The organism is Pantoea sp. 1.19, assembly GCF_001922585.1.
Classification (GTDB): domain Bacteria; phylum Pseudomonadota; class Gammaproteobacteria; order Enterobacterales; family Enterobacteriaceae; genus 1-19.
On sequence record NZ_MRBS01000002.1, the window covers coordinates 394454 to 408143 of the forward strand.

Here is a 13690-nt window from a genome sequence, read left to right on the forward strand (position 1 = left end):
TGCCCCTGCCGGAAACATAGAGAGTAACGGGTTATTTTAGCTGCCGGGACGGACGATCACCAGATGCCGGGAGCGCACGGCGAGAAATACGGCGCGGGAAGAGAGGATAGCCGCCCGTCCGCAAACGCGGACGGGCGTGAGGGAAACGATTGCGCAGTTAGTCGAGCTGAACGCCCAGACGCTGGGCAACCTCTTCATACGCTTCAATCACGCCGCCCAGACTCTGGCGGAAACGATCTTTGTCCATTTTGTTCATGGTCGCTTTGTCCCACAGTCGCGCGCCATCCGGCGAGAACTCGTCGCCCAGCACCACTTCACCGTTAAACAGGCCAAACTCCAGCTTGAAGTCCACAAGGATAAGCCCCGCGTCATCAAACAGCTTGCTCAGCACGTCGTTGGCCTTGAACGTCAGCTCACGCATCCGCGCCAAATGCTCGCGGCTGACCCAGCCAAAGGTCTCACAGTAGGATTCATTGATCATCGGATCGTGCATGGCATCGTTTTTCAGGAACAGATCAAACAGCGGCGGCGAGAGCTCGATCCCCTCTTCCACGCCAAGGCGTTTCACCAGCGATCCCGCCGCGCGGTTACGCACCACGCACTCCACCGGCACCATCTCCAGCTTCTTCACCAGCGCTTCGTTGTCAGACAACAGCGCTTCCATCTGAGTGGGGATCCCGGCGGCTTCCAGCTTGCTCATGATGAAATGGTTAAACTTATTGTTCACCATGCCTTTACGATCAAACTGTTCAATACGCGCACCGTCCCCTGCTGACGTATCGTTGCGGAACTCCAGTACCAACAAATCAGGATTGTCGGTGCTGTATACGGTCTTCGCCTTGCCGCGATACAACTCAGCTTGCTTTTGCATCTTGTTTAACTCCACACAAATAGAAAACGTACTGGCCCTGAGGCATAAAAACAAACGGGGCCGAAATATTCCGGCCCCGTCAGGTGACACTTAGTTTAACGCCGCCTGCATCACGGCCACCAGCGCATCGTTCTGCGTCTGGCTCAGCGGACGACCTTTGCTGTCGATAAACTGCAGGCTGCTGCGGTTATCGAGGTCGCCGACCTGCAGGGTGTATTTACCGTCGTCAAGGCCGGGGTCTTTAGCTCCCAGCTTATCCCAACCGCTCTCGCCCGGGGCCGAGTAGCTCACCGACAGGCTGCCCTTGTTACGGCTGCTGTCCTTGACCTCCATCCCAATCTTGTTCAGCGCGGCGGGCAGACGCTGCCAGACGGTGTTGAACGGCGCGCGCAGGATCAGGTTCGGCAGGCCGGTCTCGTCCGCACCGCTCTGCACGTCAATCTGGCCGACGCTGCGCTGGGCCCCCGCACTGTCGCGCGCGCTGGCCAGCGTGGTCAGGCGGCTGCTCAGGGTATTGAGCATCTGCGCGTTATAGCGCTGCAGCTGGGCCGGGTCAGTGATGTCGTTACCGTTTTGCTGCAGCTGCAGCAGTTTCACCGTCAGCGACTGCTGATAGCCCTGCTGCTGTACGCCTATCTGGTAGCGACCACGGTATTGATTATCTTCATCCGCGCGGTTCCACTGCACCCAGTCGGTGGTCAGCGTCTGGCTGGCGTCCTGCTTATCGGCCACCGGGAAGTTGGCCTCTTTCACCGCTTCCACCACCTGCGGCCACAGCGAGCCGCCCCGACCGCTGTCAATCAGCAGGGTGCCGGTGTTGCCGCCAAACTGCGTACGGGCGCCGTTCATCAGCGCCAGCGGCTGCGCCGGAGGGCGGATGTCCAGCTGTTTGCCGATGGCGCCCTGGCTGCGATCGGGAGGCACATCGTACTCCCCGTTTTGCAGCGGCAGAATCATGCCACCGGGCACCTTCAGCGACTGCAATTCCGTTGCCTGCAGATAAGACTCATCACCGCTCACCTGGCGCTTGTAGCGCTGATCGTTAGAACAGGCCGCCAGCATCATGACCAGAGACAGCCCGACGACCTTTGCCAGCGCCGATTTTTGTACAGAGTAAGCCATCAAAACTCCCTTATTTTACAGCAGGCCTGCGTGTTGCAGTGCCTGCCTAACAACCGGACGCGCGTCGTCAGTGATCGGCGTCATCGGCAGACGCAGCGTATCGGTAGCAATTAATTCCAGCTGTTTTGCCGCCCATTTCACCGGAATCGGGTTCGGTTCAACAAACAGTTGATGGTGCAGCGGCATCAGGCGCTGGTTCAGACGGCGCGCTTCGGCAAAGTTGCCCTGACGCGCCAGCGTGCACAGCGCCGCCATTTCGCGCGCGGCCACGTTTGCGGTCACGGAGATAACCCCATGGCCACCCAGCTGCATCAGATCCAGCGCGGACGCATCATCGCCGCTGACGATAATAAAATCGTCATGGACCCGCTCTTGGATCTGGGAGACGCGGGATAAGTTCCCGGTGGCTTCTTTGATCCCGATAATATTTTTGATTTTCGCCAGCCGCCCAACGGTATCCGGCAGCATGTCACAGCCGGTACGCGATGGCACATTATAAAGCATCTGTGGCAGATCGGTGCTGTTAGCAATCGCGGAGAAGTGCTGGAACAGCCCTTCCTGGGTGGGGCGATTATAATAAGGGGTAACGGTCAGGCAGCCCACGATGCCGCTGTTTTCAAAGCGCCGGGTCAGCGAAATCGCTTCCGCCGTGGCGTTGGCGCCGGTACCGGCAATGACCGGGATACGCCCATCGGCCAGTTCCAGCGTCATCATCACCACGTCGCCGTGCTCATCGTGGCTCAGCGTGGCGGATTCACCGGTGGTGCCGACGGACACCATCGCCGAGGTGCCGCTGGCGACGTGATAATCAATCAGTTTTTTCAAACTCGCCCGGCAGACATTACCCTTGTCATCCATCGGCGTAATCAGTGCAACAATACTTCCCGTGAACATTGGCCATCCCCTTCACAAACTTGTGCCTCATGGTACGGTTGAGCGGCAGTGAAAAGCAAGCCGCCATGCCCCTTCCAGCCCTTGGCAGAGGGTATTTTTTATGTTTACCTTACGGTTATTACTCTTACTAATCTCCCGTCACGCTGCGCGGGTTCAACAGGAAGCCTCACTGTGTCGCAATCACAGCCACACCATCTGGTGATCACCGCGCTGGGCGTCGATCGCCCGGGGATCGTTAACGCCATCACCCGACACGTCAGCAGCTGCGGTTGCAATATTGAAGATAGTCGCCTGGCGATGCTCGGAGACGAATTCACTTTTATCATGCTGCTGTCTGGCAGCTGGAACGCCATTAACCTGATTGAATCTACCCTGCCACTCAAGGGCGCGGAGCTGGAGCTGCTGATCGTGATGAAGCGCACGCAGGCCACGCCGCGCAGGCCCATGCCGACCACCGTGCGGATACAGGTCGAAGTGCCAGATTCCGCGCACATTATTGAACGCTTCACTAATCTGCTCGACAGCCAGCAGATGAATATTGCGGAGCTGGTGTCGCGCACCCAAGCCGGCAATGACAGCCGCCCGCCGCAGCTCTATATTCAAATGACCGCGCACAGCCCGGTCAGCGGCGAGGCGTCGCACGTTGAACAGGCTTTTAACCAGCTCTGTACAGAACTGGGAGCTCAGGGCACGATGAGTGTCATCAATTACTTACCGCATGAAGAAAAAATGGAGAGCAGTCATGAATCCACTGAAAGCCGGTGATACTGCACCGACATTTAGCTTGCCCGATCAGGATGGCGAACAGGTCAATTTAGCCGACTTCCGGGGACAGCGCGTACTGGTCTATTTCTACCCGAAAGCGATGACGCCGGGTTGTACGGTGCAGGCCTGCGGCCTGCGCGACAACCTTGACGCGCTCAAGCAGGCCGGCGTCGAGGTGCTGGGCATCAGTACCGACAAACCGGAAAAACTCTCCCGCTTTGCCGAAAAAGAGCTGCTGAACTTCACCCTGCTGTCGGATGAAGATCACCGGGTCTGCGAGCAGTTTGGCGTCTGGGGCGAAAAGACCTTTATGGGCAAAACCTATGACGGTATCCACCGCATCAGCTTTTTGATTGATGCCCACGGCACGGTAGAAAAAGTGTTTGATAATTTCAAAACCTCGAACCACCACGATATCGTGCTGGCGTACGTCACCGCCGCCTGAGTGGCGGCAACGCGCCTCCCCCGGCGGGGGAGGCTTACGCCTCGTCGCCGTACAGGGTATCAGGCCAGGCGTGCACCACCGCTTTAATCAGCGTCGCCAGCGGAATGGCAAAAAACACGCCCCAGAAGCCCCACAGCCCGCCAAAAATCACTACCGACAAAATGATCACCAGCGGATGCAGGTTAACCGCCTCGGAAAACAGCACCGGCACCAGCACGTTGCCATCCAGCGCCTGAATCACCAGATAGACCACCAGCATGGTCCAGAAGTCGCTGCCCAGCCCCCACTGAAACAGCCCGACGCCTATCACCGGCAGCGTCACCATCAGCGCCCCGATATAGGGGATCATCACCGAGAAGCCAATCAGTACCGCCAGCAGCAGCGCATAGTTCATGCCCAGCGCGGCAAAGGCGATCCAGCTGGCCACGCCCACTACCAGCATCTCCAGCACCTTGCCGCGGATATAGTTGCTGATTTGCTGGCTCATTTCATTCCATACCTGGCCGGCCAGGCCGCGATCGCGCGGCAGCACGCGCCGCACGCCGTTCAGCAGCTGCGTTTTATCCTTCAGCAGGAAAAACACCATCATCGGCACCAGCACCAGGTAGATAGCCAGCGTCATCAGCCCCACCAGCGAAGCCAGCGAGTACTTCACCACCGACTCTCCGACGCCGCTCAGGCGGCCGCGCAGGTTCTCCGCCACGATATCAATCACCCCGGCATCCACCAGCGCCGGATAGCGCTTCGGCAAGCCGGCGGCCCAACCGTAGAGGGTATTCAGCATGGTCGGCGTATCGCGCACCAGGTTGATGCCCTGCTGCCATACCAGCGGCGCGATGACCAGCACCGCAACCGACAGCAGGCCGGCGAACAGCATCAGCACAATGCCGGTTGCCGCCGAACGCGACAGTCCGGCCCGCTGCAGCTGTGAGGTCGGCCACTCCAGCAGATAGGCCAGCACCAGCGCCACCAGCAGCGGCGCCAGCAGGCCATTGAAGAAAAATAAAATAATAAAGCCGGCCAGCAAAATGACCAGCAAGGCAATGGCCTGCGGATCGCTGAAGCGACGGCGGTACCACTGCAGTAACAATTCCAGCATGCCCTTCATCCTTATGACAAAAAATCCGACTGTTGCGCAGACCTCAGTGCGACGGCGCGCCGGCGGCGATCGCGCAGTCGCGGCCGGCGCGCTTGGCCTGATACAGCGCGGCATCCGCCTCGCGTAGCGTCTGCTCAATGCTGACGCCGCCCGGCAGCCACTCGGCAATGCCGATCGAGACTGAAACCTGACCTACCGGCGGCAGCGCGCTGTATCCGATCGCCTCGCGCAGCCGGTTAGCTATCTGCACGCCCTGCCCGAGGTCGGTAGCGGGCAGGATCATTAAAAACTCCTCGCCGCCGTTGCGGCACACCACATCGCTCTGCCGCGCCTGCTGCTGCAGCAGTCGGGCCACGCTGATAATCACCGCATCGCCGTGCTCGTGCCCCCAGGTATCATTAACCCGCTTAAAGTGGTCAATATCCAGCGCCAGCACGGCAAATGACTGGCGGGTAGCGAGGAAATACTCCAGCACTGCGGTCAGGCCGCGCCGGTTGAGCAGCCCGGTGAGCGGATCGGTCTGCACCTCCACCCGCAAACGCCCAATCTTATCCTGAAACAGCGTGATACCGGTGAGCAGCGCGCGCTTAATTTGCGCCGACTCAAAATACCACGAGCGAATGCGGCCGATCTCGGTCGAGACGCTGGTGTTATCCATCTGGCTGGCGTTGCGCGCCAGCTGCCACAGCGGTAGCGCAATCAGCCGCGCCAGCAGCCAGGCGCCGATCAGGGTCAGCAGTACCACCGGCAGGGAGTGTTTCAGTACGTTTAGCAGCAGGCCGCTTAACGGCGCGAGGGTCTTTTCCGTCGGTTTGATGGCATAAATGGTCCAGCCGGGCGTCGGTACCACTGCATAGCCGACCAGCTGCGGCGGGCTGCTTACCTGCTGAGCGCCATTCTGCTGCTGTTCGCGCGCGGCATTGCCGATCGGCGGCGGACGCTTCTGGCCCACCAGTTTCATTTGCTGATGGTAAAGCACGCGGTTTTCACTGTCGCTCACCATCAGCGAGGAGCCGTCGCGGTAGTACTGCGCACCCAGTAGCTGCTGCAAAATACTCTTCTGCCGCAGATAGAGGGTTCCCCCCACGTAGCCCTGATACTCTCCCTCCTTTGACCAGATCGGCCACGAGATAAATACCACCAGGTTATTCGCAGCCGAAATGGCCGGCTGACTGATCAATGGTTTGCGCTCGGTCAGCGCCTGCTGGGCAATTTCCGTACGCAGCTGACGTCCCAGCAGCTTCAGCGATTCCGGCGAGACGCCTTTTACCCAGCCGCGGGCATCAACAATCAGCACCGAGTTAAAGCTGTGGGTCTGCTCGCGCAGCCGCGTCACTTCGCTCGTCAGCAGGGCGCTATCGCTGAGGCGATCGGCGAGATGGCTGGCGCTCCAGGCGAGCTGGGACTGCGCCTGTTGAAAATAGAGCTCGGTCGTCGACGCCAGCTTGGTGGCGTAGACCCGATTGGCTTCCAGAGTGGTATCGATCAGCGCCTGTCGCTGCACGCGCCAGCTGGCGTACAGGGAGGTAGCCAGCGTGATCACGATACTGGCGATGGCCAGCAGGGTAATCAGGGTACGTAAATCTCGCTTAAATAAGGAGAGTCTCACTCTGGTCGCACCTTGACGGTGATCATCACACTGAAGTCTCGCGGCTGGGGAAAAGGAAACGCCAAAACGTCAGCGTTATTTCAGTGTACACACCCACCGGCCGATCGGAAACGGTGACCCGCCGGGCAGATGAAAAAAAACGCCGCCGGATTTCCGCCTCGCGCCAGCCGTCAGGCACTGCGATTTTTCTGCGCCGCGCCCGCCGGCGGGTCGCGCGCAGGCGTTTCCTTCCGTCCTGAGTGCCGTTAAGATGGTGCGGCAGCCGCACCGCTGTCACGCGCGGCCCCCTCTCACGTACTGGTTACAGGACGGAATATGCTAACCCGGATGAAAACAAGCCTGCTTACCGCGCTGCTGATCGCCTCGTGCGGCAGCACCCTGTCCGTGCAGGCGGACGTCGCCGATCGCCTTCCCGATATGGGGACCACCGCCGGCGCCACGCTGTCCATTAATCAGGAGCTGCAGATGGGCGATTTCTACGTGCGCCAGCTGCGCGCCAGCGCCCCGCTGATTAACGATCCCCTGCTTAACGGCTATATCAACGATCTGGGCCAGCGGCTGGTGTCCCACGCCTGGTCGGTACGCACGCCGTTTCACTTTTTCCTGATCAGCAACGATGAAATCAATGCCTTCGCGTTTTTTGGCGGCAACGTCGTGCTGCACACCGCGCTGTTTCGCTACGCCGACAACGAGAGCCAGCTGGCCTCGGTCATGGCGCACGAAATTTCCCACGTCACCCAGCGCCACCTGGCGCGCGCCATGGAGGAGCAGCAGCGTAATGCCCCGCTCACTTGGGTGGGTGCACTGGGATCGATCCTCCTGGCGATGGCCAGCCCGCAGGCCGGCATGGCGGCACTGAGCGGCACGCTGGCCGGCTCCCAGCAGGGGGTGATTAGCTTTACGCAAAACAATGAGCAGGAGGCGGACCGCATTGGCATTCAGGTGCTGTCGCGCGCCGGATTTGATCCGGAGGCGATGCCAAACTTTCTGCAGAAGCTGGCGGACCAAACGCGCTACGCGTCAAAACCGCCGGAAATGCTGCTCACCCACCCGCTGCCCGACAGCCGGCTGGCCGACGCGCGCAACCGCGCCAATCAGATGAAGCCGGTGGTGGTCCACTCCTCCCAGGCGTTTTATATGGCAAAGGCGCGAGCGCTGGGCATGTATGCAACCGGACGTAATCAGCTAACCGATGAGCTGCTGAACAGCTGGCAGAGCGGCAACAGCCGGCAGCAGGCGGCCGCACGCTACGGCCAGGCGCTGCAATTCTTACAGGCCAAAAGCTATGCCAATGCTGAACGGCTGATTGCACCGATGCTGGCGCAAGATCCTGATAATATTTGGTATCTGGATATCATGACCGATATCGATCTCGGTCAGGGGCAGGCGGCCCGCGCCATTGCCCGCCTGCAGGGGGTTAAGGGCGAAGCGGCGCGCAGTCCGGTTATTCAGCTGAACCTCGCCAATGCGCTGGTTGAAGGGAAGCAGCCGGCAGCGGCCAGCCGTATTCTTAACCGTTACACTTTCGCGCACCCCGATGACAGCAACGGTTGGGATCTGCTGGCGCAGGCCTCCGCGGCACTGGGACGGCGCGACGAGGAGCTGGCGGCGCGCGCGGAGAGCCTGGCGCTCAGCGGTCAGCTGGATCAGGCGATCACCACGCTCAGCAGCGCCAGCAGCCAGGTGGCGCTGGGCAGTCTGCAGCAGGCGCGCTACGATGCGCGTATCGATCAGCTGCGACAGCTGCAGCTGCGCTTTAAACAGTATCAACGTTAATCAGGAGAAGCTCGATGCACCCGGTTTTCATATGGCATAACCCCCGCTGCTCTAAAAGCCGCGAAACGCTGGCGCTGATTCAGGCGCAGGGCATCACGCCGGACGTTATCCTCTATCTGCAAACGCCGCCGGATACGGCCACGCTGCAGCGTCTGCTGCGGCAGTTAGGCATGCAGGATGCCCGCCAGCTGATGCGGCAAAAAGAGCCGCTGTATCGCGCGCTGAATCTCGGGGAGGCCTCGCTGAGTCAGGCCGCGCTGCTGGCGGCGATGGCGGCCCATCCGCAGCTGATTGAGCGGCCAGTTGTGGTCTGCAACGACCAGGCGCGACTGGGGCGACCGCCGGAGCAGGTGCTGGAGATCCTACAGGCTTAGCGTATCTTTCACGAACGGGATGGTCAGCTTACGCTGGGCGGAAATAGAGGCTTTGTCCAACTGGTCCAGGGTCTCAAACAGGGTACGCATCTCGCGATCCAGCCGCTTGAGCAAAAAGCGCCCGACATCGTCGGGCAGTTCAAAGCCGCGCTGGCCGGCGCGCAGCTTAAGCGCCTGCAGCTTATCCTCATCCGACAGCGGCTGCAGACGATAAATTTGTCCCCAGTCAAGGCGGGAAGCGAGATCGGGCAGGCCCAGGTTAAGCTGGCGCGGCGGGCGGTCAGCGGTGATCAGCAGCCGCGTTTTGCCGGTTTCCAGAATGCGATTGTAGAGGTCAAAAATCGCCAGCTCCCAGGGCGCATCGCCGGCGATGCATTCAATATTGTCAATGCAGATTAGCGACAGCTGCTCCATGCCTTCCAGCACATCCGGTACAAACCAGGTGCGCTTATCCAGTGGCACATAGCCCACCGCATCGCCGCGGGCCGACAGTGCGGCGCAGGCGGCGTGCAGCAGATGACTGCGTCCGCCGCCCTCACGCGACCAGAAATAGAGATAGCTACCGTGTTCCTGAGTCAGCGCCGCATGCAGCGCCGCCAGCAGCGCGGCGTTGTCCCCCGGCCAGAAACTGGCGAAGGTTTCATCATCAGGCAAAAAGAGTGGCAGCGAAAGCTGCGCCGATGCGTTCAGAAGTACCTCAAATCCGCGATGGCAATAAACGCCGGAATTCTACCACAAAACCGACCGCGTGCCACGGGCGGGATCGCCCGCGCGCGGCAGCGGGATCAGGGGCGATCCGCCTCACGTTCCTCCACCGGCTCTTCCGGTGCAATCAGTGAAATCACTTTAAAAATCAGCGCCAGGGCGATGCCCACCAGCGTAGCCAGCGCCATGCCTTTTAGCTCGGCGGCCCCTACGTGGACCTTCGCGCCGCTGACGCCGATGATCAGGATAACCGAGGTCAGGATCAGGTTTTGCGCCTTGTTATAATCCACCTTCGATTCAATCAGCACGCGGATCCCCGAGGCGCCAATCACTCCGTACAGCAGTAGCGAAACGCCACCCATCACCGGCACTGGCACCGCCTGAATGGCCGCCGCCAGTTTGCCAACGCAGGAGAGCAGGATGGCAAAAATCGCCGCCCCGCCGATAACCCAGGTGCTGTACACGCGGGTAATGGCCATCACGCCAATGTTCTCCCCGTAGGTGGTGTTTGGCGTGGAACCAAACCATCCGGAGATCATCGTCGACAGGCCGTTAGCAAACATCGAACGGTGCAGGCCCGGATCGCGAAGCAGATCCTTTCTCACGATATTGGCGGTCACGACCAGATGACCGACATGCTCAGCAATCACTACCAGCGCCGCCGGCAGAATCGTCAGCATCGCCGCCCACTCGAAGCGCGGGGTATAGAACGTGGGCAGCGCGAACCACGGGGCGTGATACACCGGCGCCCAGTCCACCATGCCCAGCGAAAACGCCAGCGCATAGCCCACCAGCACGCCAATCAGAATCGGGATAATCGCCAGAAAGCCGCGGAACATCACCGACCCCAGCACGGTAACCGTCAGGGTCACCAGCGACACGGTAAGCACCTTGCCGTCCGGTGCGGTCCCTTCCGCGGGCAACAACCCGGCCATATTGGCCGCCACGCCCGCCAGCTCGAGGCCGATCACTGCCACAATCGCCCCCATCGCCGCCGGGGGAAACATCACGTCCAGCCAGCCGGTACCGGCTTTTTTCACGATCAGCGCCACCAGGCAAAACAGCGCACCGCTAAGAATAAATCCGCCCAACGCCAGCTCGTAGCCGAGCGGCAGCAGCAGCAGTACTGGCGAAATGAAGGCAAAGCTGGAGCCGAGGTAAGCCGGGATTTTCCCCCGACAAATCAGCAAATACAGCAGCGTGCCGATGCCGTTAAACAGCAGCACCGTAGCCGGATTAATGTGAAACAGAATCGGTACCAGTACCGTGGCGCCAAACATTGCAAACAGGTGTTGCAGGCTCAGCGGGATAGTTTGCAGCAGCGGTGGGCGCTCACTAACGCCTATCGCACGTCGTGTCATGGTGTTCCCCTTGCATCTTCTACAGGCAATAAAAAGCCGACTCTGCGGTCGGCTTGGTGTTTCATTATTTTGTGCCAAAAATCTTATCCCCGGCGTCGCCGAGTCCGGGAATGATATAGCCCTTCTCATTCAGCCCCTGATCGATCGAGGCGGTGTAGAGTTCAACGTCCGGGTGCGCCTTCTCCAGCGCGGCGATGCCTTCCGGTGCGGCCACCAGCACCAGCACCTTGATGCTGCTGCAGCCGGCGTTTTTCAGCAGATCGATGGTGGCGATCATTGAACCACCGGTGGCCAGCATCGGATCCACCACCAGCGCCATGCGCTCTTCTATATTGGAGACCAGCTTCTGGAAATAGGGCACCGGCTCAAGGGTCTCTTCATCGCGGTAGACCCCGACCACGCTGATGCGCGCGCTAGGCACGTGCTCCAGCACCCCTTCCATCATTCCCAGGCCCGCACGCAGGATCGGTACTACGGTGATTTTTTTGCCTTTAATCTGCTCAACCTGCACCGGGCCATTCCAGCCTTCAATAGTCACACGCTCGGTTTCCAGGTCGGAGGTGGCTTCGTAGGTCAGCAGGCTGCCGACTTCTGAAGCCAGCTCACGAAAACGCTTGGTGCTGATGTCATTCTCACGCATCAGGCCCAGTTTGTGTTTAACGAGTGGGTGTTTCACTTCCACGATCTTCATGCTTGTACTCCCGACGTGTATGGCAACAGAAAAAAAAATCGCGAGATTATAGCGCTATTTGTCGCTGACACCATATGACCGGTGACAATTCGCGAAAAATTCGCGGCTGAGAAGATCATCGTCGAAAAATCACCGGCTGGCAAAACGGGGGGCAGATGGCACTCGCAAACGTTTGCCTGCGCTGGTAGAATTGCCGCGCTTCATGTTCATACCACCAACCGCATATGCGTGGGGAAATCGCTGTGACCGCAAAAACCTCTCTGAGTTACAAAGACGCCGGTGTAGATATCGATGCCGGTAACGCTCTTGTCGATCGTATCAAAGGCGTAGTGAAAAAAACGCGTCGCCCGGAAGTGATGGGTGGCCTGGGGGGGTTTGGCGCCCTGTGTGCGCTACCGCAAAAATACCGTGAGCCGGTGCTGGTCTCCGGCACCGACGGCGTCGGCACCAAGCTGCGCCTGGCGATGGATCTGAAACGCCACGACACCATCGGCATCGACCTGGTAGCAATGTGCGTCAATGACCTGGTGGTACAGGGCGCCGAGCCGCTGTTCTTCCTTGACTACTATGCCACCGGCAAGCTGGACGTCGATACGGCAGCCAGCGTCATCACCGGTATTGCCGAAGGCTGTACCCAGTCCGGCTGCGCGCTGGTTGGCGGGGAGACCGCCGAGATGCCCGGCATGTACCACGGCGAAGATTATGACGTGGCCGGTTTCTGCGTGGGCGTGGTAGAGAAAGCCGAGATCATCGACGGCAGCAAGGTACAGGACGGCGATGTCCTGATCGCCCTCGGCTCCAGCGGCCCGCACAGCAACGGCTATTCGCTGGTGCGTAAAATTCTGGAAGTCAGCGGCACCGACCCGGAGCAGACGCCGCTGGCCGGCACCACGCTGGCCGATCACCTGCTGGCTCCCACCCGTATCTACGTCAAGAATATCCTCAGCCTGATTGCGCAGATGGACGTCCACGCCATTGCGCACCTTACCGGCGGCGGCTTCTGGGAAAACATTCCGCGCGTGCTGCCGGACAACACCCAGGCGGTGCTGGAAGAATCCAGCTGGCAGTGGCCACCGGTATTCCAGTGGCTGCAGCAGGCCGGCAACGTCAGCCGCCATGAAATGTACCGCACCTTTAACTGCGGCGTGGGCATGGTGATCGCGCTGAGCGCGGCGGATGCCGATAAAGCGGTGCAGCTGATGACCGACGCCGGCGAGCAGGCGTGGAAAATCGGCGTGATCGCCGCCACCGACGGCGGCGAGCAGGTAGTGATTAACCCATGAAGCGCATCGTCGTACTGATCTCCGGCAGCGGCAGCAACCTGCAGGCGATCATTGACGCCTGCCAGCAGGGGCGCATTGACGGCCGTCTCGCGGCCGTCTTCAGTAACCAGGCCGACGCCTACGGCCTGACCCGCGCCCGCGAGGCGGGCATTCCCGCCCACGCGCTGGACGTGCGCGACTTTGCTGACCGCGAAGCGTTTGATCAGGCGCTGATGGCTGAGATCGATCGCTATGCTCCGGACCTGGTGGTACTGGCGGGCTACATGCGCATCCTCAGCCCGGCGTTTGTGCAGCACTGGCAGGGACGGATGCTCAATATCCACCCTTCCCTGCTGCCGCGCTATCCCGGCCTGCACACCCACCGGCGAGCGATCGCGAATGGGGATGAGCAGCACGGTACCTCTGTGCATTTTGTCACCGAAGAGCTGGACGGCGGACCGGTAATTTTACAGGCGCGGGTGCCTATCTTTGCCCAGGACAGCGAAGCGGAGGTCGCCGCCCGGGTACAGCATCAGGAGCACGCCATCTATCCGCTGGTCGTGAGCTGGTTTATGCAGGGACGCCTCACGCTGCGCGACGGCGCCGCCTGGTTGGATGGCCAGCGCCTACCGCCGCAGGGCTACGCCGGCGAGTGATCGCCGGCCTCATCCTCTTCCCGGTGGCGCTCAGCCGGCCTCTTTTCCCGCCGACTCACG

The 13690-nt window shown here is 60.4% G+C and carries 14 protein-coding genes; 6 read left to right on the forward strand and 8 right to left on the reverse strand.

The window, feature by feature from the left end; genetic code table 11:
- Positions 1–157: 157 nt before the first annotated feature.
- The 3 genes from purC to dapA form a co-directional block, all read right to left on the reverse strand.
- Positions 158–871, reverse strand: coding sequence for a phosphoribosylaminoimidazolesuccinocarboxamide synthase (purC, locus tag BS626_RS05770; protein WP_075181435.1), 714 nt, complete (start codon positions 869–871; stop codon positions 158–160).
- Between the two features lie 90 nt (positions 872–961).
- Positions 962–1993 (reverse strand): outer membrane protein assembly factor BamC, encoded by a 1032-nt coding sequence (gene bamC / locus BS626_RS05775; protein WP_075181436.1) that lies wholly within the window; start codon positions 1991–1993, stop codon positions 962–964.
- A gap of 15 nt (positions 1994–2008) precedes the next feature.
- Complete coding sequence (dapA, locus tag BS626_RS05780) at positions 2009–2887, reverse strand: 4-hydroxy-tetrahydrodipicolinate synthase (protein ID WP_075181437.1); 879 nt, start codon at positions 2885–2887, stop codon at positions 2009–2011.
- A gap of 171 nt (positions 2888–3058) precedes the next feature.
- On the opposite strand from dapA, the gene BS626_RS05785 reads away from it, so the two are divergent.
- Both BS626_RS05785 and bcp read left to right on the forward strand, forming a co-directional pair.
- On the forward strand, positions 3059–3652 hold the full coding sequence (locus BS626_RS05785) for a glycine cleavage system transcriptional repressor (RefSeq protein WP_075181438.1): 594 nt from the start codon (positions 3059–3061) through the stop codon (positions 3650–3652).
- A complete protein-coding gene (gene bcp, locus BS626_RS05790; RefSeq protein ID WP_075181439.1) occupies positions 3630–4097 on the forward strand; it encodes a thioredoxin-dependent thiol peroxidase in 468 nt (155 codons plus the stop codon). The genes BS626_RS05785 and bcp overlap by 23 nt, the downstream gene beginning before the upstream one ends.
- A 34-nt stretch (positions 4098–4131) precedes the next feature.
- On the opposite strand, the gene BS626_RS05795 is transcribed toward bcp, so the two are convergent.
- The gene (locus BS626_RS05795) at positions 4132–5196 is read right to left on the reverse strand and encodes an AI-2E family transporter (RefSeq protein ID WP_075181440.1); all 1065 of its coding nucleotides are present in this window, start codon (positions 5194–5196) and stop codon (positions 4132–4134) included.
- Between the two features lie 43 nt (positions 5197–5239).
- A complete protein-coding gene (locus BS626_RS05800; RefSeq protein ID WP_075181441.1) occupies positions 5240–6805 on the reverse strand; it encodes a sensor domain-containing diguanylate cyclase in 1566 nt (521 codons plus the stop codon).
- Positions 6806–7120: 315 nt separating this feature from the next.
- Between BS626_RS05800 and BS626_RS05805 the strand changes: the two genes are divergently transcribed.
- Both BS626_RS05805 and arsC read left to right on the forward strand, forming a co-directional pair.
- Entirely contained in the window at positions 7121–8581 is a 1461-nt protein-coding gene (locus BS626_RS05805) for a M48 family metallopeptidase (RefSeq protein ID WP_075181442.1), read from the forward strand.
- A gap of 14 nt (positions 8582–8595) precedes the next feature.
- Positions 8596–8955, forward strand: coding sequence for an arsenate reductase (glutaredoxin) (gene arsC, locus BS626_RS05810; protein ID WP_075181443.1), 360 nt, complete (start codon positions 8596–8598; stop codon positions 8953–8955).
- On the opposite strand, the gene hda is transcribed toward arsC, so the two are convergent.
- The 3 genes from hda to upp all read right to left on the reverse strand — a co-directional run bounded on the left by hda (position 8944) and on the right by upp (position 11712).
- Positions 8944–9645, reverse strand: coding sequence for a DnaA inactivator Hda (hda, locus tag BS626_RS05815; protein WP_075181444.1), 702 nt, complete (start codon positions 9643–9645; stop codon positions 8944–8946). The two genes, arsC and hda, sit on opposite strands and share 12 nt — an antisense overlap.
- 95 nt (positions 9646–9740) lie before the next feature.
- Positions 9741–11021 carry a uracil permease gene (uraA, locus tag BS626_RS05820; protein ID WP_075181445.1) on the reverse strand — a complete coding sequence of 427 codons (1281 nt, stop codon included), beginning with the start codon at positions 11019–11021 and terminating at the stop codon, positions 9741–9743.
- A gap of 64 nt (positions 11022–11085) precedes the next feature.
- A complete protein-coding gene (upp, locus tag BS626_RS05825) occupies positions 11086–11712 on the reverse strand; it encodes a uracil phosphoribosyltransferase (RefSeq protein WP_075181446.1) in 627 nt (208 codons plus the stop codon).
- A gap of 242 nt (positions 11713–11954) precedes the next feature.
- On the opposite strand from upp, the gene purM reads away from it, so the two are divergent.
- A complete protein-coding gene (purM, locus tag BS626_RS05830; protein ID WP_075181447.1) occupies positions 11955–12995 on the forward strand; it encodes a phosphoribosylformylglycinamidine cyclo-ligase in 1041 nt (346 codons plus the stop codon).
- Complete coding sequence (gene purN / locus BS626_RS05835; protein ID WP_075181448.1) at positions 12992–13630, forward strand: phosphoribosylglycinamide formyltransferase; 639 nt, start codon at positions 12992–12994, stop codon at positions 13628–13630. Before purM ends, purN begins: the two co-directional genes overlap by 4 nt.
- The last annotated feature ends 60 nt before the right edge of the window (positions 13631–13690 follow it).